This is a genomic window from Delftia sp. PE138, assembly GCF_018320755.1.
GTDB lineage: Bacteria > Pseudomonadota > Gammaproteobacteria > Burkholderiales > Burkholderiaceae_C > Comamonas > Comamonas tsuruhatensis.
Map to the genome: position 1 here is coordinate 486,195 of NZ_JABEPN010000001.1, position 24,493 is coordinate 510,687.

A 24,493-nucleotide genomic window follows, 5' to 3' on the forward strand; every position below is an offset into this window, starting at 1 on the left:
TTTCTGATGAAAAAGTTGTGGCTGGCCGCTTTGACGGCCTTTACGCTGGTCGCATGTGGCGGCGGAGGGGGAAATCCGGGCACCGGTGGTGGCACGGGAGGAGGAACCGAGACTCCGGCAGGAACCATGACGATTCAGGTGATCACTGGCGCGTCCTCCAGCGCGCAGGGTGTCATTTCGATCACCGCGTCCGAGAGCACCGCCAGGGCGCGTGCGACCCTGCTGGATGCCAAGGGTGCTGCAGTTGCCAATGAAATTGTTACGTTTTCGGAAGATGGTGGGAGTCTGCTGAAATTCAGTCCTGAATCCAGGACTGCCCTGACGGACAGCAAGGGTGTGGCTGAAGTGGAAATTTCAGCGGCCACCGCAACCTCGATTGGCGCGACCCGCGTCAAGGCCTCTGCCACAATTGCAACCAAGGAAGTGTCCGGCGGTCAGAATCTGGCCATTACGAGCGCACCTCCCACAGGCGATCCTCAGGCCTTGGTCCAGGCCATCAATTTCCTGGACGTGGTCCCGTCTGACAAATCCATTGTTATCAAAGGATCGGGTGGCAATGGGCGCTCTGAGACCGCCATCCTTCGTTTCAAGGTGGTTGATTCCAGCGGCAGCCCGATCAAAGACGTGGTTGTGGATTTCGTGGAAGCCACAGGAGGTGTCCAGGTCAATATTGCCCAAGCTCGTTCGAACAATGATGGCATTGTGACCACGTCGGTATCGTCCAAAAGCGCACCCACTTCCGTTGTCGTGAGGGCGACGGTGAATGGTCGGAATGTGACATCGCAGTCAGATCTTTTGACCGTGACCACCGGTATTTCCACGCAGCGCGGCTTCGATCTTTCTGCCTCCAAATTCAACCTGGACCTGGATCTTTCCGGTGATACATCCACACTGCGTATTGGCATCGTGGACAGTAACGGTAATCCGGTATCCGATGGTGTACCTGTGGTCGCAACAGTGGACTTCGGCCGCGTTGGTTCCTCCAATCGTGGCGGCTGCCAGACAGTCAACGGACTGTGCACGGTGGACTACCAGGTGCAGAATCCTCGTCCTGCTGACGGTCAACTGATCAACGTGGCCATTTCGACTGTGCTGGGCACGGGCCAAGTCATCAGCGACAGCCTGTTCCTGAAGGCTACTTCGGTGGGTTGGCTGAGCCTGTACCAAAGCGGTGCGTTGGTCAATAAATTGACGGTGAGCAAGTTGGATGCCACTTGTAACGCCATCTGGACGGGTGAACTAGGAACTCCTAGGGGCTTCCCTGCGCCGGCCGGGACGACCATCGAGGCCAAATCCCTGGACACCAATGTGACGGTGTCCGTGTTCAACGGATCCCCGGTGCTTGATCGTGTCTCTGGCCGCAGCGGAGTTGCTTTCCAGGTGACTTCGAAGACTGGTGCTCCTGCGGGCTCGACTCAGGTGCAGTTCACCTTCAAATCCAATAATAATGTGAGCACCTTGACCCTGCCCGTGGACTATCCGGCATGCACGACTGCCACCACTCCGACAGCCCCCACTACTCCGACAGCCCCTTAACGGGGCACAGGCCGATCGCCCTGATCGGCCTGCCCGGCTCCGGCAAATCGACCATAGGGCGCCAGCTGGCGCGCCTGTGGTCGATGCGTTTTGTGGATGCGGATCATGTGATCGAGCAGCGCCTGGGCTGCAGCATCCGGGAGTTTTTCGAGCGTGAGGGCGAGCAGGCTTTTCGCGACATGGAGTCGCAGGTCATTGATGAGCTGTCGGCCTCCACATCCAGCCTGCTGTTGTCCACGGGCGGCGGCGTGGTGCTGCGCGAGCAAAATCGCCGCCATCTGCATGAGCGCACCCAGGTCTTCTACCTGGATTGCACGCCAGAGGACATCGCCGCGCGGCTGCGCAACGATGTGACGCGGCCCTTGCTGCAGGTGGAGGATCCGGCGTTGCGCCTGCGCGAGTTGCTGCTGCAGCGCGAGCCCCTGTATCTGGAGACGGCGCACTTCGTGATCCAGACATCCGGCCTGTCTGTGGCGCAGGCCGCCCAGCGCATACGCATGCAGGCGGAGCTGGCCTGAACGCTGCCCGCTGGAACACCAAAGGCCTCGGCACTTGCCGAGGCCTTTTTCTTTAAGATCGGCGGTTGCCGGGCGCGCTGCCGTGTCGCGGAAACCTTTTCATTCTTTCTCCCCTGGAGCGACATCATCTTGCCCCACGCCTCCTCCTCGCCTGCTGCCCAGGTCGTGACCATTGACCTGGGTGAGCGCTCCTATCCGATTGCCATCGGCACCGGCCTGCTGGACCAGGCAGCCACCTATGCCGCGCTGCCTTCTGCGGCACAGGCCGTCATCGTCAGCAACGATGTGGTCGCACCGCTCTATGAGCCCGCACTGCGCCGCGTGCTGGAGCAGCGCTACCGCAGCGTGCGGACCGTGGTGCTGCCCGATGGCGAGGCCCACAAGGACTGGCAGACGCTGAATCTGATCTTCGATGACCTGCTGTCCGGTGGTTGCGACCGCAAGACCGTGCTGTTCGCGCTGGGCGGCGGCGTCATTGGCGACATGACGGGCTTTGCTGCCGCCAGCTACATGCGCGGCGTGCCCTTCGTGCAAGTGCCCACCACGCTGTTGTCGCAGGTGGACTCGTCGGTGGGCGGCAAGACCGCCATCAACCATCCGCTGGGCAAGAACATGATCGGCGCCTTCTACCAGCCGCAGCTGGTGGTTTGCGATCTGGCCTCGCTGGACACGCTGCCCGTGCGCGAGCTGAGCGCCGGCCTGGCCGAGGTCATCAAGTACGGGCCGATCGCCGACATGGACTTCCTGGCCTGGCTGGAAGAGAACATGGATGCCTTGCTTGCCCGCGACCGCACTGCACTGGCGCACGCGATCAAGCGCAGCGTGGAGATCAAGGCCTGGGTGGTGGGGCAGGACGAGAAAGAGGCCGGATTGCGCGCCATTCTCAATTTCGGCCACACCTTCGGGCATGCGATCGAAGCCGGCATGGGCTACGGCAACTGGCTGCACGGCGAAGGCGTGGGCGCAGGCATGGTCATGGCGGCCGAGCTGTCGCAGCGCCTTGGCCTGGTGGATGCCGCCTTTGTGCAAAGGCTGCGCGTGCTGATCGAACGTGCGGGCCTGCCGGTGCGCGGCGCCGTGCTGGATGCGCGTGACAACGCTGGCCGCTATCTGGAACTGATGCGCGTGGACAAGAAGTCCGAGGCGGGCGAGATCCGCTTCGTTCTCATTGACGGGCCGGGAAAGGCCGTCATGCGCTCGGCGCCCGATGCCTTGGTGCGCGAAGTCATAGACGCCTGCTGCGCCTGACGCGCGGCGCTGGGGGGGCAAGCCGGAACTGCTAGAGTGCCCTTGTCAGCATGATGAGGCGATCGAATGCAGAAACAGGCCCTGGCCCCCTATGCCTGCAACCCGGCGTTCAGCCGGGGGCGGCGTTTCCCGGAGGCGCCTGCGCCCACGCGCAGCGACTTCCAGCGCGACCGGGACCGCATCGTCCATTCCTCGGCCTTCCGGCGCCTGGTCTACAAGACTCAGGTCTTCGTCAACCATGAGGGCGACCTGTTCCGCACCCGCCTGACGCACTCGCTGGAAGTGGCCCAGCTGGGCCGCTCGGTGGCCCGGTCGCTGCAACTGGACGAGGATCTGGTCGAGGCCATCTGTCTGGCCCACGACCTGGGCCACACCCCCTTCGGCCATGCGGGCCAGGACGCGCTCAATGCCTGCATGAAGCCGCATGGCGGCTTCGAGCACAACCTGCAAAGCCTGCGCGTGGTGGACCGGCTGGAAGAGCGCTATCCAGCCTTTGACGGCCTGAACCTGAGCTTCGAGACGCGCGAGGGCGTTCTCAAGCACTGCTCGCGCACCAATGCCGAGCACCTGGAGGCGCGCGAGCCCGGCGGCGTGGCGCAGCGTTTTCTGCTGGGCCGGCAGCCTTCGCTGGAGGCCCAGCTGTGCAACCTGGCCGATGCCATTGCCTACAACGCCCATGACGTGGACGATGGCGTGCGCTCCGGCCTGATCACCATGCCCCAGCTGTGCGAGGCTGTTCCCCTGTTCGCGCGCTATCACGACGCAACACTGGCCGAGCATCCTCAACTGGGCATGCCCCTGGCCGAGCGGCGCCTGCTGTACGAAAGCATCCGCCGCATGCTCAGCGATCAGGTCTATGACGTGATCGCCGCCACGCAGCAGCACATTGCGCAGGCGCGGCCCTGTTCGGTGGACGAGGTGCGCGCCCAGCCTGGCCCTCTGGTGGGCTTCAGCGATACCATGAGGCAGCAGTCGCAGCAGCTCAAGCAGTTCCTGTTCCGCAATCTCTACCGCCATGAGCAGGTGGTGAAGACCATGGAAGGCGCGCAGCAGGTGGTGGCCGAGCTGTTTGCGGCCTACATGGTCGAGCCCGACCGCATGAAGCCGCGCTTCGTGCAGCGGGCCATGCTGGCCGAGGACGTATCGGCGCGTGCGCGGGTGGTGGCCGACTTCATCGCCGGGATGACGGACCGCTACGCGGCCCGCGAGCATGAGCTGCTGACAGGCCTGCGCCTGCTGGGCTGAGAAATCCGAGCAACGGCGTCGCCGGGGCGGCGCGGCTAGAATGCGGACCCTGCGTGACAGGGCAGGGAAGGGTTCCTGGACGGTTTCGCAATGTCTGGGGGCGCAGTGCCCCCGTTCGCATTTTTGAAGGGCACAGCCATGACCGATACCAACCACGAGATTCGCGCGGCCGAGTTTCCGCCTGTCACCGTGATCGAGGATACGGTGCACTGGCTCGAAAAGGCCGTGATCGGCCTGAACCTGTGCCCCTTCGCCAAGGGCGTGCACATCAAGGGCCAGATCCACTACACGGTCAGCCAGGCCACCGACGCCGAAGGCGTGGCGGCAGACCTGCACCGCGAGCTGGAAGCCCTGGCCGAGGCCTCCCCGGACAAGCGCGACACCACGCTGCTGATCCTGCCGCACGCATTGCAGGACTTCCTGGACTTCAACGACTTTCTCGAAGTGGCCGACGCCATGGTCGAGGAGCTGGACCTGGGCGGCATACTGCAGGTGGCCTCGTTCCACCCGCAGTTCCAGTTCGAGGGCACCGAAGCCGACGACGTCACCAACTGCACCAACCGCTCGCCCTATCCCACGCTGCACCTGCTGCGCGAGGACAGCATAGACAAGGCGGTCGAGGTGTTCCCCGAAGCCGAATCCATCTACGAGCGCAACATGGAGACGCTGGAGAAGATCGGCATCGAAGGCTGGCTGGACCTGGGTGTGGGCGCGCGCTGCCCTATGGCGCACGCAGCCAAGCCGGGCGCTGCCGAATGAAGGCGCGCCAGGGCAAGCCTGCCGCAAAGCCCGAGCAGGATGTGACCGCGCAGCTGGGCCTCAAGCCCGGCCAGTCCATTGAACTGCTCAAGGCACTGCACATCCTCACGCGCGAAGGCAAGATCAACCAGGATTCGCGCCGCAAGCTCAAGCAGGTCTACCACCTCTACCAGTTCATCGCGCCCATCCTCGAAGAACTGTCGGCCGACGGCCATGCGGTCACCCTGGCCGACCACGGCGCCGGCAAGTCCTACCTGGGATTCATCCTCTACGACCTGTATTTCAAGCCGCTGGGGCGCGGCCATATCTACGGCATAGAAACGCGCGCGCCGCTGGTGGAGGCTTCGCAGAAGCTGGCTGCCGAGCTGGGCTTCGAGCGCATGGGCTTTCTGAACATGTCGGTGGCCGAGTCCACGCATGCCGACTTCATGCCTGCGCAATTCGACGTGGTCACGGCCCTGCACGCCTGCGACACCGCCACCGACGACGCCATCGCCTTCGGCCTGGAGAAGAAGGCCAAGGCCATGGTGCTGGTGCCCTGCTGCCAGGCCGAGGTCGCAGCCTGCCTGCGCCAGACCAAGGCGCTGAGCCTGACGCGCACGCCGCTGGCCGAACTGTGGCGCCATCCCATACACACCCGCGAAATGGGCAGCCAGCTCACCAACGTGCTGCGCTGCCTGTACCTGGAGGCTTGCGGCTACCAGGTCACCGTGACCGAGCTGGTGGGCTGGGAGCACAGCATGAAAAACGAACTGATCATTGCGCGCTACACGGGGCAGAAAAAGCGCAGTGCGGTCGAGCGCATGCGCGCCATCCTGGCGGAGTTCGGCCTGCAGGATGCGATGGCACAGCGCTATCCGCTGCTGCAGGCAGCCTGAGCCGGCTGCCGCTGCAGTCTCAGGCCCCCGCCACGGCGCGGTACCAGGCGATGCCATCGGCATCGATGCTGCGCTTCACCTGCCCCGCATGCATCAAATGATTCAGGCAGGCCAGGCTTTCGCCCGTGGCCATGCCCAGCAGGGCGGGGCTGGATTCGCTGATCGGGCGTGAGAAGAGGGCGCCGAAGACATCGACGGCGCGACGCGGCTCGGCCAGGGCGGCCAGCAGCCGGTCGCTGGCACGCTCCTGGCCTGCCACCAGCGAATCGATGCGCGCATGCAGGCCGCGAAAGCAATCGCCGTGCGCGGGCAGGACGAGCACATCGTCGGGCACTTCGCGCCTGACCTTTTCCAGAGACTCCATCCAGTCGGCCATGGGGTTGGCGTCGGGTTCCATGGGGTGGACCGAGACGTTGGACGAGATGCGCGGCAGCACCTGGTCGCCCGAGATCAGCAGCTTGAGATCGGGGCAGTACAGGCTGGCGTGCTCGGGCGAGTGGCCGCTGCCGACCACCACGCGCCACAGGTGTTTTCCTATGCGCAGTTCCTCTCCATCGTGCAGGCGGCGGTAGCTGTCGGGCAGGGCATGGATGTGCTTGCCGAAGTTGCCGAAGCGGGCGCGGTAGGACTCCAGTGCGCTGTCGCTCCAGCCTGCGCGGCGGTAGAAGGCGATGGCGTCGGGCGGGGCCTCGCGGCTGCAGTCCGAGACCACGACGCGACAGTTGAGGTACTCCAGGCGCGTCATGTACAGGGGCACATGGAACTTGCGCGTCAGCCATCCGGCCAGGCCCACATGGTCGGGGTGCATGTGGGTGACGAAGACGCGCGTCAGCGAGCGGCCATCGGTGGATTGGGAGAACAGCGCGCGCCAGGTGGCCACGCCTTCGTCGGTGCGCGCACCCGTATCGACGATGGCCCAGCCCTGGCCGTCATCGATGGCCCAGAGATTGATGTGGTCCAGCGCATAGGGCAGGGGCATGCGCAGCCAGAGCACGCCGGGCGCCACCTCCAGCGTCTGCCCGTGCTGCGGCGGCGCCTCGAACGGGTAGTCGAGCACCGGCCTGGGCGGCGCTTCCGGGGCCTGCGAGGCGATCGGGTCTTGGGCTGTCTGGTTCATGGGGTTCCTTGTTCCGTCGCTGGGCTGGCCGCAATGCTATCCGGCCCTCAGCGCCTTGCCTGCAACGATACGCCTGCCGGCCTGGGCTGACTGTCACTGGCTCGTCACGGGCTGTTCCTACAGTGCACAAATCAATCAACAGGGGGAGGGCGCGGCCTTGCCGCGGGGTCCCCTGCCTACAGAGGGATATCCGCATGAAACTGAAGATGTTGTGCAGCGCGCTGGCCGGTGCGTCGCTGCTGTTGAGCGCCTGTGGCGGCAGCGATGGATCGTCCGCTGCCACCCCGACCAAGAACGTGCTGTTCTTCCTGGGTGACGGCATGGGCATCACCACCATGACCGCCGCGCGCATCTACAGCGTGGGCGAAGACGGTGAGCTGACCATGGACAAGCTGCCCGAGACGGCCTTCGTCCACACCTTCTCGAACGACGCCCAGGTGACGGACAGCGCACCCTCGATGGCCGCCTACATGACCGGCGTGAAGATGAACAACGAAGTCATCTCCATGACGCCCGACACCAAGGCCACGGATGCCAGCGGCAAGGCCTATCACACCAACTACGACAGCACCTGCCCCAGCGGCAACGGCCAGGCCGTTCCCACGCTGCTCGAGCAGATGAAGTCCGCCGGCTACGGCACGGGCGTGGTCTCCACCGCGCGCATCACGCATGCCACGCCGGCAGCCACCTATTCGCACGTCTGCCACCGCGATGCGGAGAACACCATTGCCGCGGCCCTGGTGCCTGGCGGATCCGGCTACAACAGCAAGCTCGGCGACGGCGTGGACGTGATCCTGGGCGGTGGCTCGTACTACTTCATGCCTAAGGCCGACGGCGGCCGCCGCAACGACAGCCGCAACCTGATCGCCGAGTTCAAGACGCAAAAGTACAGCTACGCCGCCAACAAGAGCGAGTTCGACAAGCTGCCCGTGGACGGCAGCAAGATCGCCGGCCTGTTCACCAAGGACCACATGGCCTATGACCTGGACCGCGACGCGACCAAGGAACCGAGCCTGGCCGAGATGACGGGCAAGGCCATCGACGCACTGTCGGCCAAGAAGAAGGGCTTCTTCCTGATGGTGGAAGGCGGCCGCATCGACCATGCGCTGCACGCCACCAACGCGCGCCGCGCGCTGCAGGATACCGTGGCCTTCGACAACGCCATCCAGACCGCGCTGGACAAGATGGCCAAGCTCGATCCGGGCCTGAAGAACACGCTGATCGTCGTCACAGCCGACCATGACCACACGCTGCACCTGAACGGCTATGCCGCGCGCACCGGCAAGACCGAGGCCGGCAAGCCCGGCGTGCTGGGCCTGGTCAAGAACTACGTGGACGGCAAGGCCTCCACCGATGTGGATGGCAATCCCTACACCATCCTGGGCTTCGGCAACGGTCCCAAGCGCCTGGCCACGCGCGGCCCCATCGACGCGGCCTCGCTGGAGAGCCCCGACTACCTGCAGGAGGCCGTGGTGCCCCTGGCCTCCGAAACCCACGGCGGCGGCGACGTGTTCCTGGGGGCTCAAGGCATGGGTGCCGATACGTTCTCGGGCGTGATCGACAACACCACCGTCTTCACGCTGATCAAGAAGAGCATCGGCTTGTGATGCCGCACGCTGCAATCAAGGCACTCAAGGAATTCCACATGCATCCGATCCTTCAAAAGACCTCCCTCGCCCTGGCGGCGGCCGGCGCGCTGGCGCTGCTGGCGCCTGCAGCCCATGCGGCTGGCGAGGCCAAGAACGTCATCTTCTTCCTCGGCGACGGCATGGGCCCGGTCACCGTGACCGCCGCGCGCATCTACAAGGGTGAAAAGCAGCTGGCCGAAAAGGCCGGCTCCCTGGCCAGCAGCGAACGCGCCACGCTGACCATGCAGTCCCTGCCCTACGCCAGCCGCATCAAGACCTTCTCGCGCGATGGCCAGACCACGGACAGCGCGCCCTCGATGGCCGCCTACATGACCGGCGTGAAGATGAACAACGAAGTCATCTCCATGTCGGCCGAGACCATGGCCTACGCGGCCAACGGCCAGCAGTACATCAACGGCGAGGACACCACCTGCCCGGCCGGCAACGGCCAGCCCGCGCAGACCCTGCTGGAGCTGTCCAAGGCCAAGGGTCGCGCCGTGGGCGCCATCTCCACCACGCGCGTGGGCCATGCGACGCCTGCGGCCACCTATGCCCATATCTGCAACCGCAATGGCTACAACAGCATTGCCGAGCAGTCCGTGCCCGGCCATGCCAACTACAACGCCAGGCTGGGCGACGGCATCGACGTGCTCATGGGTGGCGGCCAGCGCAACTACCTGCCCAAGTCGGTCAACCCCAGCAGCAAGCGCACGGACACGGCCAACCTCGTGGACATGATGAAGGCCAAGGGCTACGCCTATGTCGCCAAGGGCAGCGAGCTGGCGGCCCTGGACGCGACCAAGGCGCCCAAGCTGCTGGGCCTGTTCACGCAAAGCGAAATGGCCTACGAGCTGGACCGCGTCAAGCAAAGGCTGGACGAGCCCAGCCTGTCCGACATGACCGGCAAGGCGCTGGACGTGCTCAGCCGCAATGACAAGGGCTTCTTCCTGATGGTGGAAGGCGGCCGCATCGACCACGCACTGCACGGCACCAATGCCAAGCGTGCGCTGGAAGACACGCTGGCCTTCGACCGCGCCATCGAGACCGCCATGGCCTACATGGAAAAGAAGGATCCGGGCCTGAAGAACACGCTGATCGTCGTCACCGCCGATCACGACCACAACATGGTGTTCAACGGCTACTCCAGGATCGGCAACCCCATCCTGGGCAAGGTGCAGGACTACCAGAGCGGCCAGATGGCCAAGGCCCAGGACGGCAAGCCCTACACCACGCTGGCCTTCGGCAATGGCGGACGTCCCAACGCCACGGCCTCCAGCCAGGTCAATGCCGAAGATGGCAACAAGCCCTGGATCGCGCCCACGCGCGGCGCGGAGCGCCAGGACCTCAGCGGCGTGGACACCACGGACGACAACTACCTGCAGGAGGTGGGCCTGAACCTGGGCACGCCGGGCTCCGAGACCCATGGCGGCGGCGACGTGATGCTGTTCGCTGGCGGCGCGGGAGCCAAGATCTTCAAGGGCACGATGGACAACACCAAGGTGTTCTCCAAGGTCCGCGAAGCCGCTGGCCTGTAATTGTTTCTTCCTTCGTTGGCTGCTTGCCAACCCCTGGCCGGAGCCGTGGCGCATGCGTGTGCCCGGCCCCGGTTTTTTCGCATTGGCTGGATTCCATGACGCTCTCCCTTCCGGCGCCGCGCGCGGCGCGCCCCATTTACGCGGCCGTGCTGCTGGCCTGCTCCGTCTCCGCAGCATGGGCCGCCGAGCCGCCCAAGCCGGCACCCGCACCCACGGCCGCAGTCCCTGCGGATTCCGTGGCGCGCACCACGGCCGCCGTGCAGGCCACGCCTGAAGCCGACCTGCGCATCACCTATGAAGCCATGAGCGTGGGCAGCGACGGCGTGCAGCGCAGCAGCGTCTATACCAACCGCGTCTACCGCCGCAAGGCCCAGCTGTGGATAGAGCGCGAAATGCCCGCCGCCCTGCGCCAGAGCCAGGAGCACGGCCATGACCACGCCCACGGCCCGCACGCCGGCCACGCCCATGACGAAGCCCGCGCCGCACCCCTGTCCATCCGCCGCGCCGATGACGGCAAGGTGGGCGTGGAAGTCATCCTGGCCAAGCTGCGCCGCGTCATCAGCGTGGACCTGGCCCACCACGGCAACGTCGGCTACGGCGGCTCCTTCGACAACGTGTACTGGATCGTGCCACCCACCGCGCTGCAGGGCATGGAGCGCGTGGGCAAGCCGCACAACGGCGTGCAGCGCTACCGCGGCAAGGCAGGCGAGCAGACCACTGTCATCGACTGGGACGTGGCCAACCAGTTCGCCCGCCGCGTGGAGCGCAGCGACTCCCACGGCACCGAGCGCATCGTCGTCACCGCCACCAAGCTGCCCGCACCGCTGGCCCAGCCCTGGAAGGCCATCGAAGGCTACGACAAGGGTGACTACTCCGATCTGCTGGATTGAGCACCTGACACCCCAATGCAAAGAGCTGCCCGGAGGCAGCTCTTTTTTATTCCCCATTTCAATGCTCAAACGCATGGCGCTGGAAACCGGCGCAGCCTGACACCAGGGGCGCCGAGCAAGAGCCGCCTCGCGGCGATGGCGCCGTCCCCCTTCAGGGGGAAGCCGCGCAGCGGCTCAGGGGGAGGCCAGTTACACCTGTGCTCCAGAGTCTTTTACGACCTTGCTCCACTTCGTCGATTCGGCCTTGATGTAGGCGAGGAATTCGGCCGGCGTATCGATCACGACATCACCTCCCTGGTCGTTGATCTTCTTGACCACGGCCGGGTCCTTGAGCACCTTGGCAATGGCCGTGTACAGGCGCTGCTGCACGGCGGCGGGCGTCTTGGCCTGGGTCCACAGGCCGAACCAGGAGGTGGCCTCGTAGCCTGGCACACCGGCTTCGGCCACGGTGGGCACATCGGGCAGTTCCGGCGAGCGCTTGGCCGTGGTCACGGCGATGGGACGCAGCTTGCCCGAGCGCACATGCTGGATGGCCGAGGGCATGTTGTCGAACATGATGGCGATCTGGTTGCCCAGCAGGTCGGTGATGGCCGGGGCGCTGCCCTTGTAGGGCACGTGCACCATGTCCAGGCCCGTCATGGAGCGGAACAGCTCGCCCGACAGGTGGATGGAGCTGCCGCTGCCCGAGGAGCCGTAGTTCAGCTTGCCGGGGTTGGCACGCGCATAGGCGATCATTTCCTTGACGGTCTTGAACGGCTGGCTGGGGTGGGCTACCAGCAGGTTGGGCACGTTGGCCACGCGCGTCAGGGGCGAGAAGTCCTTGATGGGGTCGAAGCCGGGCTTGGCGTAGAGCGCGGCATTGATGGCATGCGTGCCCACGGTGCCCATGAACAGCGTGTAGCCGTCGGCCGGCGCACGTGCGGCGGCCACGGCGCCGATGTTGCCGCCCGCGCCGGGCTTGTTGTCCACGATCACGGTCTGGCCCAGCTCCTGCTGCAGCGCCTGGGCGACGATGCGCGCCAGGATGTCGGTGGTGCCGCCAGCGGCGAAGGGCACGAGGATGGTGATGGGCTTGCTGGGGAAGCCGTCCTGGGCCAGGGCGGCGGTGCCGGACAGGGCGCCGAGCGCGGTCAGGGATGCGGCTGCCAGCGCCTGCAGGCCACGGCGGCGGGTGAAACGGGTGGTTTGATCAAACATCGAGAGGTCTCCTGATTCGGCAATAAGGTGGATGGCCGGACCCGGCAACGCCGGGCTGGGCCAGGGCAATGCCCTGTGTGGCGCACGCCTGTGCAGGCGGGCGCTTCCAGTGGTTCTTCTTGAAGGGGGTTGTGCCTGGGAAGGCGTTCGGCTAAACGGGTCGGTCAGACGGGCGCCACGCCCAGCGTGGTGCCGCCGCAGATGTAGAGCACCTGGCCGGTGACGAAGCCGTTGTCGGGCGACAGGAAGAACAGCGCGGCGCGCGCCACGTCTTCCGGTGTGCCCATGCGGCCCACGGCAATGCTGTTGAGGATGCGCTGGGTCTGCGGCGCGCCTTCGGGGTTGCTCTTGGTGAACAGCTCGGTGGCGATGGGGCCGGGGCCCAGGGCATTGACCGTGATGCGGTCGCGGCCCAGCTCCATCGCCAGGGTGCGCGTCAGGCCGATCAGGCCGGCCTTGGTCGCCGAGTAGACGATGCGGTCGGGCTTGCCCAGCGCGGCGCGCGAGGACATGTTCACGATGCGGCCCTCGCCGCAGGCACGCAGCGTGGGCAGGAAGGCCTGCACCAGCAGCATGGGCGCGCGCAGGTGTAGTCCCACCACATCGTCCAGATGCTGGGTGCTGGCGTTGTCGATGGTGCCGGGACGCGTGGCGCCCGCGTTGTTGACCAGGGCCACCACGTTGTGCGCGGCGGCAATGCGGGCCGCCGCCTCGGCGGTGGCCTGCTCGCTGGTCAGGTCGGCTTGGTAGCTCACCAGCAGCGGATGGCTCCAGTCGGGCAGCACGTAGTCGAGATTGACCACGGCGCGGCCCTGGGCCAGCAGGGCCTCGGCGATGGCGCGGCCGATGCCGTTGCTGGCGCCGCTGACCACGGTGACGGGTGTCTTGTTGTCCACGGTGCTCATCGCTGTCTCAGACCTTTTCCAGGATCACGGCAATGCCCTGGCCCACGCCGATGCACATGGTGCACAGCGCGTAGCGGCCGCCCAGCGTGTGCAGCTGGTTCACGGCCGTGGTAGCCAGGCGGGCACCGGAGGCGCCCAGCGGATGGCCCAGCGCAATGGCGCCGCCCCATTGGTTGACGCGGCGGTCGTCGTCGGCAATGCCCAGATCGCGCAGCACGGCCAGGCCCTGCGCGGCGAAGGCTTCGTTCAGCTCGATCACGTCCATCTGCTCCAGCGTCAGGCCGGTCAGGGCCAGCACCTTGCGCACGGCAGGCGCGGGGCCGAAGCCCATGATGCGCGGTGCCACGCCGGCCACGGCCATGCCGACCACGCGGGCGCGGGGCACCAGGTTGTATTGCTGGGCGGCTTCCTCGTTGGCCAGCAGCAGGGCGCAGGCGCCATCGTTCACGCCGCTGGCATTGCCGGCCGTCACCGTGCCATCCGGGCGCACCACGCCCTTGAGCTTGGCCAGCGCCTCGATGGTGGTGGCGCGCGGATGCTCGTCCTGGCTCACCACGATGGCGTCGCCCTTCTTCTGGGCAATGGACACGGGCACGATTTCCTTGGCCAGGTAGCCGGCCGCGATGGCGGCGGCCGCCTTTTGCTGGCTGGCCAGGGCCATGCGGTCCTGGGCTTCGCGCTCGATCTTGAAGTCGTCGGCCACGTTCTCTGCCGTCTCGGGCATGGAGTCCACGCCGTACTGCTGCTTCATCAGCTTGTTGACGAAGCGCCAGCCGATGGTGGTGTCGTACACGGCGTTGCTGCGGCTGAAGGCGCTTTCGGCCTTGGGCATGACGAAGGGCGCACGGCTCATGCTTTCCACGCCGCCCGCGATCATCAGGCGGGCCTCGCCCGCCTTGATGGCGCGCGCGGCCGTGCCCACGGCGTCCAGGCCCGAACCGCACAGGCGGTTGATGGTGGCGCCCGGCACATCGATGGGCAGGCCGGCCAGCAGGGCGGACATGCGCGCCACGTTGCGGTTGTCTTCGCCGGCCTGGTTGGCGCAGCCGTAGAGCACGTCGGCCACGGCCGTCCAGTCCACGCCGGGGTTGCGCTCCATCAGCGCCTTGATCGGCACGGCGCCGAGGTCATCGGCACGCACCGGGGACAGGGCGCCGCCGTAGCGGCCGAAGGGGGTGCGGATGGCGTCGCAGATGAAGGCCTGGTTGGACTGGCTCATGGTGTCTCCTGGGAAAAGAATGAAGAGGTGCCGGGGTGCGCCGCAGCGCACCCACTGGGGGAGCGGAGGGATCAGGCCGTGGCCGTCGCGTCCTTGATGGGCAGGCCCACGATGGACTGCAGCTCGGCGTGCGAGAGGCCGGGCACGGTGTCGATCAGGCGCAGGCCCTCGGGCGTGCATTCCAGCGTGCACAGGTCGGTGTAGATGCGCTTGACGCAGGACAGGCCCGTGAGCGGATAGCTGCAGGCCTCGACGACCTTGCATTCGCCGGTCTTGGTCAGCAGGTCCATCATCACCCAGGTCTGGCGTGCACCCACGGCCAGGTCCATGGCGCCGCCCACGGCGGGAATGGCACCGGCCTCGCCCGTGCTCCAGTTGGCCAGGTCGCCCGTGGCCGAGACCTGGAAGGCGCCCAGCACGCAGATGTCCAGGTGGCCGCCGCGCATCATGGCGAAGCTGTCGGCATGGTGGAAGTAGCAGCCGCCCGGCAGCAGGGTGACGGGCTGCTTGCCGGCATTGGTCAGGTCATAGTCCTCCTGGCCTTCGGCGGGCGCCGGGCCCATGCCCAGGATGCCGTTCTCGCTTTGCAGGATGACCTCGCGGCCGGCCGGGATGTGGTTGGCCACCTGGGTGGGCATGCCGATGCCCAGGTTGACGTAGGCGCCGTCGAAGATGTCTTCGGCCACGCGCCGGGCCAGCTCTTGCTTGCTGCGTTTCTGGTAGCTGCTCATGCTCTTGCTTTCGGCGGTTGGGGCGCTCATGCGGTTTTCTTGAAGCCGCCGGCCTGGGTGGCCACGCGGTCGATCTTCACGATCTGGCTCACGTAGATGCCGGGCGTGACCACGGCCTCGGGGTCCAGCGCGCCCAGCTCCACGATCTCGTGCACGGTGGCGATCGTGTGCTTGGCCGCCGTGGCCATCACGGGCCCGAAGTTGCGGGCCGACATGCGGTAGGTGAGGTTGCCCCAGCGGTCGCCCTTCTCGGCCTTGACCAGTGCCACGTCGCCGTGGATGGGATGCTCCAGCACATAGTGCTTGCCGTTGATCTCGCGCGTTTCCTTGCCGTTGGCCAGCTCCGTGCCATAGGCCGTGGGGCAGAAGAAGCCGCCGATGCCGGCGCCGGCGGCGCGCAGGCGCTCGGCCAGGTTGCCCTGGGGCACGAGTTCCAGCTCGATCTTGCCGCTGCGGTACAGGTCGTCGAACACCCAGCTGTCCACCTGGCGGGGGAAGCTGCAGATGATCTTGCGCACCTGGCCGCTCTTGAGCAGGGCGGCCAGGCCCTGGTCTCCGTTGCCCGCGTTGTTGTTGACCACGGTCAGCTCTCGTGCGCCCTGGGCGATCAGGCCGTCGATGAGTTCGGTGGGATTGCCCGAGGTGCCGAAGCCCCCGATCAGCACGGTGGAGCCGTCCTGGACGCCCGACAACGCCTCGGCGATGGTGTCGGTGATTTTGTTGATCACTTGCTTGTCTCCGGTATGCAGGCCGCTGGCGCTGCGCTAAAATGTTCGTATGTAGAACAAAAGTTCGCAGAAAGAATTATAGAGCCATGGAAAAAAAAGCCGCTTCCGTAATTTCCACAGGTGGGGTTGAAGAAGAGGGCGGCACGCCGCGCCCCGGCGACAGCTATGTGCAGTCCTTCGCGCGCGGCCTGGGCGTGATCCGCTCGTTCAGCGCCGAGGCGCCTGCGCAGACGCTCAGCGAGGTGGCGGCGCGCACGGGGCTCACGCGCGCCGGGGCCCGGCGCATCCTGCTGACGCTGCAGACGCTGGGCTATGTGAAGAGCGACGGCAAGCTGTTCCAGCTCACGCCGCGCATCATGGAACTGGGCTTTGCCTACCTCAGTTCCACCCCGGTCTGGAACCTGGCCGAGCCCGTGATGGAGAACCTGGTCGACGAGGTCAAGGAGTCCTGCTCGGCTGCCGTGCTCGATGGGGGCGACATCGTCTATGTGCTGCGCGTGCACACCCACAAGATCATGAGCACCAACCTCAGCGTGGGCTCGCGCCTGCCGGCCTGCTGGACCTCGATGGGGCGCGTGCTGCTGGCCGGCGAGAGCGATGAATCCCTGCAGGCCCTGCTGGATGCGCGCGAGCGCCGCCAGTTCACGGCGCTGACCGAGCAGGACGACGAGCGCCTGCGCCAGCGCATTCTGGAGGTGCGCGCCCAGGGCTGGGCCCTGGTGGACCAGGAATTGGCCGAAGGCCTGATCTCCATCGCGGCGCCCGTGAAGAACGCGGCAGGGCGCACCGTGGCCGCGCTCAACATCAGCGGCCAGGCCAACCGCAACAGCGCCGAGATGATGCGCGTGCAACTGCTGCCCCGGCTGCTGGCTGCCACGCAGCTGGTGAGCCAGCTGCTGAGGGCCTCGTCGCGTCTTTCCCTGTAAAACGGAGTGTGGCGCAGTGCGGCAGCGCGGGGCGGGGCGCTCCATAATTGCCGCTCCACGCCCTGCACCCGCTTGCCTGCACCCAGCACCATGGCCCGCCTGCCCAGACTCACCATTGCGGATCTGCCGCACCACATCATCCAGCTCGGCAACAACGGCGCGGACATCTTCATCGATGCCCAGGACCGGGAGACCATGCTGGGGCTGCTGCGCGAGATGGCGCGCAGCTGCGAGCTGGCCGTGCATGCCTACGTGCTCCTGCCCAGCCAGTTCCACCTGCTGGCCACGCCGCGCACCGACGATGGCCTGCCCAGGTTCATGCAGGCCGTGGGCCGGCGCTATGTCCGCTACTTCAACGACCGCCACGGCCGCAGCGGCACGCTGTGGGAAGGCCGCTATCGCGGCACGGTGCTGCAGCCCAGCTGGCTGCTGCCCACCATGGTCTTCATGGACGACAGCCCTGTGCGCGCCGGCCTGGTCCAGCGGCCGGCCGACTGGCCCTGGTCCAGCTACGCGCACAACGCCGGCCTGCGCAGCGACGCGCTGATCCAGCCGCATGCCGTGTTCTGGGAGCTGGGCAACACCCCGTTTGCGCGCGACGCGGCGTATGTGTCGGCCGTGGAAGAGGGCGTCAGCAGCGATGACGGCGAACGCATCAGCCAGTCGGCGCTGCGGGGCTGGGCGCTGGGCGATGAGCAATTCATTGCCGATTTACAACAGCGCACCGAGCGCCGCGTGACCCGCCAGCGCGCCGGCCGTCCGCCAGGACGGACCAATGAGCGCACCACAACAGTGCGTTAGTACCCACTGATGGCCTGCAAGTGCTTGATTCCTCATCGCAGGCCTCTGTGAAATAAATGTGTCCCTCATTAATTTCCGATTTTTTTGTTCTGGAATTAATTGGGATCTGACCCTTATATAAATTTATTGCATGAGGTGATGCCTTGCCTTAATCTTGCGTTCCCTGCGAAAAATTTGAGGATTCCGCCATGACGACGGCTGCCGAGATCAAGCATCTCCAAGACCACGGTCTGTACTCCAAGAGCAACGAGCACGACGCCTGCGGCCTCGGCTTTGTTGCGCATATCAAGGGCGTCAAGCGCCATGACATCGTCACCGGCGCGCTCAAGATCCTCGAAAACATCGACCATCGCGGTGCCGTGGGTGCCGACAAGCTCATGGGCGACGGCGCGGGCATTTTGATCCAGATTCCCGACCAGCTCTACCGCGAAGAGATGGCAAAGCAGGGCGTGGCCCTGCCGCCCGCGGGCGAGTACGGCGTGGGCATGATCTTCCTGCCCAAGGAACACGCCTCGCGCCTGGCCTGCGAGCAGGAGATGGAACGCGCCATCAAGGCCGAAGGCCAGGTCCTGCTGGGCTGGCGCGATGTGCCCGTGAACCGCGACATGCCCATGTCGCCCACGGTCCAGGAAAAGGAACCCATCCTGCGCCAGGTCTTCATCGGCCGCGGCGCCGACGTGATCGTGCAGGACGCGCTGGAGCGCAAGCTGTACGTGATCCGCAAGACGGCCAGCGCCGCCATCCAGAACCTCAAGCTCAAGCACAGCAAGGAATACTACGTTCCCAGCATGAGCAGCCGCACCGTGGTCTACAAGGGCCTGCTGCTGGCCGACCAGGTGGGCGTGTACTACAACGACCTGTCCGACGAGCGCTGCGTCTCGGCCATCGGCCTGGTGCACCAGCGCTTTTCCACCAACACCTTCCCCGAGTGGCCGCTGGCCCACCCCTACCGCTACGTGGCCCACAACGGTGAAATCAACACCGTGCGCGGCAACTACAACTGGATGCTGGCGCGCGAGGGCGTGATGGCCTCGCCCGTGCTGGCCGAGGACCTCAAGAAGCTCTATCCCATCAGCTTCGCCGGCCAGTCCGACACGGCAACGTTCGACAACTGCCTGGAACTGCTGACCATGGCCGGCTACCCCATCAGCCAGGCCGTGATGATGATGATTCCCGAGCCCTGGGAACAGCACGAGTCCATGGACGAGCGCCGCCGCGCCTTCTATGAATACCACGCCGCCATGATGGAGCCCTGGGACGGCCCGGCCTCCATCGTGTTCACCGACGGCCGCCAGATCGGCGCCACGCTGGACCGCAACGGCCTGCGCCCCTCGCGCTACGTGATCACCGATGACGACCTGGTCATCCTGGCGTCCGAAGCCGGCGTGCTGCCCGTGCCCGACAGCGCCATCGTGCGCAAGTGGCGCCTGCAGCCCGGCAAGATGCTGCTGATCGACCTGGAGCAGGGCCGCCTGATCGAGGACGACGAGCTCAAGGCCAACATCGTCAACACCAAGCCCTACAAGCAGTGGATCGAGAACCTGCGCATCAAGCTGGGCAGCGTGGGCGGTGACACCCATGCCGGCCCCGAGGCCGCCAGCCTGCCGCTGCTCGAGCGCCAGCAGGCCTTCGGCTTCACGCAGGAAGACATCAAGTTCCTGCTGGCCCCCATGGCCAAGAACGGCGAGGAAGGCATCGGCTCCATGGGCAACGACAGCCCGCTGGCCGTGCTGTCGGACAAGAACAAGCCGCTGTACAACTACTTCCGCCAGATGTTCGCGCAGGTGACCAACCCGCCGATCGACCCCATCCGCGAAGCCATCGTGATGTCGCTGGTGTCCTTCATCGGACCCAAGCCCAACCTGCTGGACATCAACCAGGTCAACCCGCCCATGCGCCTGGAAGTGCACCAGCCCGTGCTGGACTTCGCCGACATGGCCAAGCTGCGCGACATCGAACGCCACACGCAGGGCAAGTTCAAGAGCGCAACGATCGACATCACCTACCCGCTGTCCTGGGGCAAGCAGGGCGTGGAAGCCAAGCTGGCATCGCTGTGCGCGCAGGCCGTGGACGCCATCAAGGGCGGCGCCAACATCCTGATCATCAGCGACCGCCATGTGAGCGCCACCCAGGTGGCCATCCCCGCGCTGCTGGCGCTGTCGGCCATCCACCAGCACCTGGTGCGCGAGGGCCTGCGCACCACGGCCGGCCTGGTCGTGGAGACGGGCACGGCGCGCGAAGTGCACCACTTCGCCGTGCTGGCAGGCTACGGCGCCGAGGCCGTGCACCCCTACCTGGCCATGGAAACCCTGGCCGACATGCACAAGGAGCTGGGCGGCGACCTGTCGGCCGACAAGGCCATCTACAACTACGTCAAGGCCATCGGCAAGGGCCTGTCCAAGATCATGTCCAAGATGGGCGTGTCCACCTACATGTCCTATTGCGGCGCCCAGCTGTTCGAGGTGATCGGCCTGAACAGCGACACCGTGGACAAGTACTTCACCGGCACGGCCAGCCGTGTCGAGGGCATCGGCGTGTTCGAGATCGCCGAGGAAACCATCCGCAACCACCGCGCGGCCTTCGGTGACGATCCCGTGCTGGAGACCATGCTGGACGCCGGTGGCGAATACGCCTGGCGCGCCCGTGGCGAAGAGCACATGTGGTCGCCCGACGCCATCGCCAAGCTGCAGCATTCCACGCGCTCCAACAACTGGAGCACGTACAAGGAATACGCCCAGCTGATCAACGACCAGAGCAAGCGCCACATGACGCTGCGCGGCCTGTTCGAGTTCAAGTTCGACCCGGCCAAGGCCATCCCGCTGGACCAGGTCGAGTCGGCCAAGGAGATCGTCAAGCGCTTTGCCACGGGCGCCATGTCCCTGGGCTCGATCAGCACCGAGGCCCATGCCACGCTGGCCGTGGCCATGAACCGCATCGGCGGCAAGAGCAACACCGGCGAAGGCGGGGAAGATCCCCAGCGCTACCGCAACGAGCTCAAGGGCATCCCGATCAGGAAGGGCGAGACCCTGGGCTCCATCATCGGCGCCGACAAGGTCGAGGCCGACATCGAGCTGCAGGACGGCGACTCGCTGCGCTCCAGGATCAAGCAGGTGGCCTCGGGCCGCTTCGGCGTCACGGCCGAGTACCTGTCGTCCTCGGACCAGGTGCAGATCAAGATGGCCCAGGGCGCCAAGCCCGGCGAGGGCGGCCAGCTTCCCGGCGGCAAGGTGTCCGACTACATCGGCAAGCTGCGCCACTCCGTGCCCGGCGTCGGACTGATCTCGCCCCCGCCCCACCACGACATCTACTCCATCGAGGATCTGGCCCAGCTGATCCATGACCTGAAGAACGTGGCGCCGCACGCCGACATCTCGGTCAAGCTCGTGTCCGAAGTGGGCGTGGGCACCATCGCGGCCGGCGTGGCCAAATGCAAGAGCGACCACGTGGTCATCGCAGGCCATGACGGCGGCACGGGCGCATCGCCCTGGTCGTCCATCAAGCATGCGGGCTCGCCCTGGGAAATCGGCCTGGCCGAGACCCAGCAGACCCTGGTGCTCAACCGCCTGCGCGGCCGCATCCGCGTGCAGGCCGACGGCCAGATGAAGACCGGCCGCGACGTCGTCATCGGCGCGCTGCTGGGCGCCGACGAGTTCGGCTTCGCCACGGCGCCCCTGGTCGTCGAGGGCTGCATCATGATGCGCAAGTGCCACCTGAACACCTGCCCCGTGGGCGTGGCCACGCAGGACCCGGTGCTGCGCGCCAAGTTCTCGGGCAAGCCCGAGCATGTGGTGAACTACTTCTTCTTCATCGCCGAGGAAGTGCGCCAGATCATGGCCCAGCTCGGCGTGGCGAAGTTCGACGACCTGATCGGCCGCTCCGACCTGCTGGACACCCGCAAGGGCCTGCAGCACTGGAAGGCCCAGGGCCTGGACTTCTCGCGCCTGTTCGCCCAGCCCGAAGTGCCCGCCGACGTGGCGCGCTTCCATGTCGAAAAGCAGGACCACCTGCTGGACAAGGCGCTGGACGTGAAGCTCATCGAGCGCTGCAAGCCCGCCATCGAGAACGGCGAGCGCGTGCGCATCATGGAAGTGGCGCGCAACGTCAACCGCTCCGTGGGCGCCATGCTCTCCGGTGCCGTGACGCGCGTGCATCCCGAAGGACTGCCCGATGACACCATCCGCATCCACTTCGAGGGAACTGGCGGCCAGTCCTTCGGCGCCTTCCTGTGCAACGGCATCACGCTGAACCTGCGCGGTGACGCCAACGACTACACGGGCAAGGGCCTGTCCGGCGGCCGCGTGGTGGTGCACGCCAGCCATGAGTTCCGTGGCGATACCACCAGCAACACCATCGTGGGCAACACCGTGATGTTCGGTGCCACCAGCGGCGAGGCCTTCTTCGGCGGCGTGGCCGGCGAGCGTTTCGCGGTCCGCCTGTCTGGCGCCACCGCCGTGGTCGAAGGCGTGGGCGACCACGGCTGCGAATACATGACCGGCGGCACCGTGGTGGTGCTGGGCAAGACCGGCCGCAACTTCGCCGCCGGCATGAGCGGCGGCGTGGCCTATGTCTACGACGAGGATGGCCGCTTCGCCGAGCGCTGCAACAAGGCGTCCGTCTCGCTGGACCAGGTGTTGCCCCACGACGAGCACCTGGCCCAGGTCTCGCCCGCCGTCTGGCACCGCCGCGAAACCGACGAGCGCCAGCTGCGCGCGCTGATCGAGGCGCACAGCCGCTGGACGGGCTCCAAGCGCGCCCGCGATCTGCTGGACAACTGGGCGGCAGCCCGCTCCAAGTTCGTCAAGGTCTTCCCCAGCGAGTACAAGCGTGCCCTGTCCGAGATGTACGAGCGCCAGGTGATGGAAGAGCCCGCCACGCCCGAGGTCGAGGAACACGCCAAGGAGGCGGTGGCCGCCAAATAACAAGGAAGCGAAGGATGCGGGCAGCAGCCCGCATCCATCCCTGCACCCCACACATCAGGACAACGAATCATGGGAAAGACCACCGGCTTCATGGAATATGAGCGCCTCGAGGAGGGCTATGCGCCCGTCGCCGAGCGCGTGAAGCACTACAAGGAATTCGTCATCGGCCTCGATGACAGCCAGGCCAAGATCCAGGGCGCGCGCTGCATGGACTGCGGCACGCCGTTCTGCAACAACGGCTGCCCGGTCAACAACATCATTCCGGACTTCAACGACCTGGTCTTCCACGGCGGCTGGAAGAGCGCCAGCGCCGTGCTGCACAGCACCAACAACTTCCCCGAGTTCACCGGCCGCATCTGCCCCGCCCCCTGCGAGGCCGCCTGCACCCTGAACATCAACGACGACGCCGTGGGCATCAAGTCCATCGAGCACGCCATCATCGACCGTGCCTGGGCCGAAGGCTGGGTCAAGCCGCTGCCCAGCAGCCGCAAGACCGGCAAGAAGGTGGCCGTGGTCGGCGCCGGCCCCGCAGGCCTGGCGGCCTCGCAGCAGCTGGCCCGCGCCGGCCACGATGTGACGCTGTTCGAGAAGAACGACCGCGTGGGCGGCCTGCTGCGCTACGGCATTCCCGACTTCAAGATGGAGAAGTCGCACATCGACCGCCGCGTCGAGCAGCTCGTGGCCGAAGGCGTCAAGATCCGTACCGGCGTGCTGGTGGCGGGCAAGGACGGCCTGGGCGAAGACTCCAAGGTCACCAACTGGGCCAAGGAAACCGTCAGCCCCGAGCAGCTCATGGCCGAGTTCGACGCCGTGCTGCTGACCGGCGGTGCCGAGCAGTCGCGCGACCTGCCCGTGCCCGGCCGCGAACTCAAGGGCATCCATTTCGCCATGGAGTTCCTGCCGCAGCAAAACAAGGTCAACGCCGGCGACAAGCTCAAGGGCCAGCTGCGGGCCGATGGCAAGCATGTCATCGTCATCGGCGGCGGCGACACCGGCTCCGACTGCGTGGGCACCAGCAACCGCCATGGCGCCGTCAGCGTGACCCAGTTCGAGCTGATGCCCATGCCGCCCGAGCAGGAGAACAAGCCCCTGGTCTGGCCCTACTGGCCGATCAAGCTGCGCACCAGCTCCAGCCACGAGGAAGGCTGCGAGCGCGAGTTCGCCATCGCCACCAAGGAGTTCATCGGCGAGAAGGGCCAGGTCACGGCCGTCAAGACCGTGCGCATCGAAATGAAGGATGGCAAGATGGTCGAGGTGCCCGGCAGCGAGCAGGTGCTCAAGGCCGACCTGGTGCTGCTGGCCATGGGCTTCGTCAGCCCCGTGCAGGCCGTGCTCGATGCCTTTGGCGTGGACAAGGACGCACGCGGCAACGCCAAGGCCACCACCGACTTCACGGGCGGCTACGCCACCAGCGTGCCCAAGCTCTTCGCCGCCGGCGACGTGCGCCGCGGCCAGTCCCTGGTGGTCTGGGCCATCCGCGAAGGCCGCCAGGCCGCTCGCTCCATTGACGAGTTCCTCATGGGCACGTCCGACCTGCCTCGGTGAGATGCCAACCCCGGAAGGGGCTTGGCCATGGACAAAGAAAAAGCCCTTGGTGATGAACCAAGGGCTTTTTATTACAGATTCCTCGTGTTTCAGCGTAGGCCCTTGAAACTGGCGCGCCCTAAAGCGAGGGACACCGAGGAAGGGCCTGGGCCGGCCGCGCCGCCCCGC

Annotated in this window: 19 protein-coding genes; 13 read left to right on the forward strand and 6 right to left on the reverse strand. The window is 66.2% G+C overall.

The genetic code is table 11. The annotated features are described in order from the left end of the window. Nucleotides 1–6: 6 nt before the first annotated feature. From HFGMBDPB_RS02130 to HFGMBDPB_RS02155, 6 genes are all read left to right on the forward strand, one after another. The gene (locus HFGMBDPB_RS02130; protein ID WP_212644827.1) at nt 7–1,536 is read left to right on the forward strand and encodes a hypothetical protein; all 1,530 of its coding nucleotides are present in this window, start codon (nt 7–9) and stop codon (nt 1,534–1,536) included. Then, on the forward strand, nt 1,485–2,054 hold the full coding sequence (locus HFGMBDPB_RS02135) for a shikimate kinase (RefSeq protein ID WP_249343333.1): 570 nt from the start codon (nt 1,485–1,487) through the stop codon (nt 2,052–2,054). The genes HFGMBDPB_RS02130 and HFGMBDPB_RS02135 overlap by 52 nt, the downstream gene beginning before the upstream one ends. Before the next feature lie 129 nt (nt 2,055–2,183). Further along, complete coding sequence (aroB, locus tag HFGMBDPB_RS02140; RefSeq protein ID WP_034364813.1) at nt 2,184–3,302, forward strand: 3-dehydroquinate synthase; 1,119 nt, start codon at nt 2,184–2,186, stop codon at nt 3,300–3,302. 66 nt (nt 3,303–3,368) lie between these two features. Further along, entirely contained in the window at nt 3,369–4,547 is a 1,179-nt protein-coding gene (locus tag HFGMBDPB_RS02145; protein ID WP_212644828.1) for a deoxyguanosinetriphosphate triphosphohydrolase, read from the forward strand. 138 nt (nt 4,548–4,685) lie between these two features. Next, complete coding sequence (locus tag HFGMBDPB_RS02150; RefSeq protein WP_016445546.1) at nt 4,686–5,306, forward strand: DUF1415 domain-containing protein; 621 nt, start codon at nt 4,686–4,688, stop codon at nt 5,304–5,306. Then, a complete protein-coding gene (locus tag HFGMBDPB_RS02155) occupies nt 5,303–6,184 on the forward strand; it encodes a class I SAM-dependent methyltransferase (RefSeq protein WP_017406651.1) in 882 nt (293 codons plus the stop codon). The genes HFGMBDPB_RS02150 and HFGMBDPB_RS02155 overlap by 4 nt, the downstream gene beginning before the upstream one ends. 19 nt (nt 6,185–6,203) lie before the next feature. On the opposite strand, the gene HFGMBDPB_RS02160 is transcribed toward HFGMBDPB_RS02155, so the two are convergent. Then, entirely contained in the window at nt 6,204–7,301 is a 1,098-nt protein-coding gene (locus HFGMBDPB_RS02160; protein WP_212644829.1) for an MBL fold metallo-hydrolase, read from the reverse strand. Nucleotides 7,302–7,495: 194 nt separating this feature from the next. Here HFGMBDPB_RS02160 and HFGMBDPB_RS02165 point away from each other — a divergent pair, with 194 nt between their 5' ends. The 3 genes from HFGMBDPB_RS02165 to HFGMBDPB_RS02175 all read left to right on the forward strand — a co-directional run bounded on the left by HFGMBDPB_RS02165 (nt 7,496) and on the right by HFGMBDPB_RS02175 (nt 11,354). Further along, nucleotides 7,496–8,908: an alkaline phosphatase gene (locus HFGMBDPB_RS02165; RefSeq protein WP_212644830.1), complete on the forward strand. Its 1,413-nt coding sequence runs from the start codon at nt 7,496–7,498 to the stop codon at nt 8,906–8,908. Between the two features lie 38 nt (nt 8,909–8,946). Beyond that, the gene (locus tag HFGMBDPB_RS02170) at nt 8,947–10,464 is read left to right on the forward strand and encodes an alkaline phosphatase (protein WP_047326519.1); all 1,518 of its coding nucleotides are present in this window, start codon (nt 8,947–8,949) and stop codon (nt 10,462–10,464) included. Between the two features lie 95 nt (nt 10,465–10,559). Further along, the gene (locus tag HFGMBDPB_RS02175) at nt 10,560–11,354 is read left to right on the forward strand and encodes a hypothetical protein (protein WP_212644831.1); all 795 of its coding nucleotides are present in this window, start codon (nt 10,560–10,562) and stop codon (nt 11,352–11,354) included. A gap of 189 nt (nt 11,355–11,543) precedes the next feature. Here the strand turns inward: HFGMBDPB_RS02175 and HFGMBDPB_RS02180 are convergent, their stop codons facing one another. The 5 genes from HFGMBDPB_RS02180 to HFGMBDPB_RS02200 form a co-directional block, all read right to left on the reverse strand. Then, entirely contained in the window at nt 11,544–12,551 is a 1,008-nt protein-coding gene (locus HFGMBDPB_RS02180; RefSeq protein ID WP_017407531.1) for a Bug family tripartite tricarboxylate transporter substrate binding protein, read from the reverse strand. A gap of 164 nt (nt 12,552–12,715) precedes the next feature. Then, a complete protein-coding gene (locus HFGMBDPB_RS02185; RefSeq protein ID WP_016450985.1) occupies nt 12,716–13,456 on the reverse strand; it encodes an SDR family NAD(P)-dependent oxidoreductase in 741 nt (246 codons plus the stop codon). Between the two features lie 7 nt (nt 13,457–13,463). Beyond that, nucleotides 13,464–14,675 (reverse strand): 3-oxoadipyl-CoA thiolase, encoded by a 1,212-nt coding sequence (gene pcaF, locus HFGMBDPB_RS02190; protein ID WP_212644832.1) that lies wholly within the window; start codon nt 14,673–14,675, stop codon nt 13,464–13,466. A gap of 71 nt (nt 14,676–14,746) precedes the next feature. Further along, nucleotides 14,747–15,406, reverse strand: coding sequence for a 3-oxoacid CoA-transferase subunit B (locus HFGMBDPB_RS02195; protein WP_026062883.1), 660 nt, complete (start codon nt 15,404–15,406; stop codon nt 14,747–14,749). A gap of 26 nt (nt 15,407–15,432) precedes the next feature. Beyond that, entirely contained in the window at nt 15,433–16,134 is a 702-nt protein-coding gene (locus HFGMBDPB_RS02200; protein WP_012207359.1) for a 3-oxoacid CoA-transferase subunit A, read from the reverse strand. Nucleotides 16,135–16,220: 86 nt separating this feature from the next. On the opposite strand from HFGMBDPB_RS02200, the gene HFGMBDPB_RS02205 reads away from it, so the two are divergent. The 4 genes from HFGMBDPB_RS02205 (at nt 16,221) to HFGMBDPB_RS02220 (ending at nt 24,325) form a co-directional block, all read left to right on the forward strand. Then, the gene (locus HFGMBDPB_RS02205; protein WP_046239363.1) at nt 16,221–17,060 is read left to right on the forward strand and encodes an IclR family transcriptional regulator domain-containing protein; all 840 of its coding nucleotides are present in this window, start codon (nt 16,221–16,223) and stop codon (nt 17,058–17,060) included. Nucleotides 17,061–17,150: 90 nt separating this feature from the next. Then, nucleotides 17,151–17,861, forward strand: coding sequence for a transposase (locus HFGMBDPB_RS02210; protein WP_016445555.1), 711 nt, complete (start codon nt 17,151–17,153; stop codon nt 17,859–17,861). 188 nt (nt 17,862–18,049) lie between these two features. Continuing rightward, nucleotides 18,050–22,780 (forward strand): glutamate synthase-related protein, encoded by a 4,731-nt coding sequence (locus tag HFGMBDPB_RS02215; protein WP_016445556.1) that lies wholly within the window; start codon nt 18,050–18,052, stop codon nt 22,778–22,780. 69 nt (nt 22,781–22,849) lie between these two features. Continuing rightward, entirely contained in the window at nt 22,850–24,325 is a 1,476-nt protein-coding gene (locus HFGMBDPB_RS02220) for a glutamate synthase subunit beta (protein WP_016445557.1), read from the forward strand. Nucleotides 24,326–24,493 lie beyond the last annotated feature (168 nt).

What these genes read in the sequence shown, in the direction of transcription:
- HFGMBDPB_RS02130 (WP_212644827.1), top strand. Translation starts at nt 7, where the DNA reads ATGAAAAAGTTGTGGCTGGCCGCTTTGACGGCCTTTACGCTGGTCGCA.
- HFGMBDPB_RS02135 (WP_249343333.1), top strand. Translation starts at nt 1,485, where the DNA reads ATGCACGACTGCCACCACTCCGACAGCCCCCACTACTCCGACAGCCCC.
- HFGMBDPB_RS02145 (WP_212644828.1), top strand. Translation starts at nt 3,369, where the DNA reads ATGCAGAAACAGGCCCTGGCCCCCTATGCCTGCAACCCGGCGTTCAGC.
- HFGMBDPB_RS02150 (WP_016445546.1), top strand. Translation starts at nt 4,686, where the DNA reads ATGACCGATACCAACCACGAGATTCGCGCGGCCGAGTTTCCGCCTGTC.
- HFGMBDPB_RS02155 (WP_017406651.1), top strand. Translation starts at nt 5,303, where the DNA reads ATGAAGGCGCGCCAGGGCAAGCCTGCCGCAAAGCCCGAGCAGGATGTG.
- HFGMBDPB_RS02160 (WP_212644829.1), bottom strand. Translation starts at nt 7,301, where the DNA reads ATGAACCAGACAGCCCAAGACCCGATCGCCTCGCAGGCCCCGGAAGCG.
- HFGMBDPB_RS02165 (WP_212644830.1), top strand. Translation starts at nt 7,496, where the DNA reads ATGAAACTGAAGATGTTGTGCAGCGCGCTGGCCGGTGCGTCGCTGCTG.
- HFGMBDPB_RS02170 (WP_047326519.1), top strand. Translation starts at nt 8,947, where the DNA reads ATGCATCCGATCCTTCAAAAGACCTCCCTCGCCCTGGCGGCGGCCGGC.
- HFGMBDPB_RS02175 (WP_212644831.1), top strand. Translation starts at nt 10,560, where the DNA reads ATGACGCTCTCCCTTCCGGCGCCGCGCGCGGCGCGCCCCATTTACGCG.
- HFGMBDPB_RS02180 (WP_017407531.1), bottom strand. Translation starts at nt 12,551, where the DNA reads ATGTTTGATCAAACCACCCGTTTCACCCGCCGCCGTGGCCTGCAGGCG.
- HFGMBDPB_RS02185 (WP_016450985.1), bottom strand. Translation starts at nt 13,456, where the DNA reads ATGAGCACCGTGGACAACAAGACACCCGTCACCGTGGTCAGCGGCGCC.
- pcaF (WP_212644832.1), bottom strand. Translation starts at nt 14,675, where the DNA reads ATGAGCCAGTCCAACCAGGCCTTCATCTGCGACGCCATCCGCACCCCC.
- HFGMBDPB_RS02195 (WP_026062883.1), bottom strand. Translation starts at nt 15,406, where the DNA reads ATGAGCAGCTACCAGAAACGCAGCAAGCAAGAGCTGGCCCGGCGCGTG.
- HFGMBDPB_RS02205 (WP_046239363.1), top strand. Translation starts at nt 16,221, where the DNA reads ATGGAAAAAAAAGCCGCTTCCGTAATTTCCACAGGTGGGGTTGAAGAA.
- HFGMBDPB_RS02210 (WP_016445555.1), top strand. Translation starts at nt 17,151, where the DNA reads ATGGCCCGCCTGCCCAGACTCACCATTGCGGATCTGCCGCACCACATC.
- HFGMBDPB_RS02215 (WP_016445556.1), top strand. Translation starts at nt 18,050, where the DNA reads ATGACGACGGCTGCCGAGATCAAGCATCTCCAAGACCACGGTCTGTAC.
- HFGMBDPB_RS02220 (WP_016445557.1), top strand. Translation starts at nt 22,850, where the DNA reads ATGGGAAAGACCACCGGCTTCATGGAATATGAGCGCCTCGAGGAGGGC.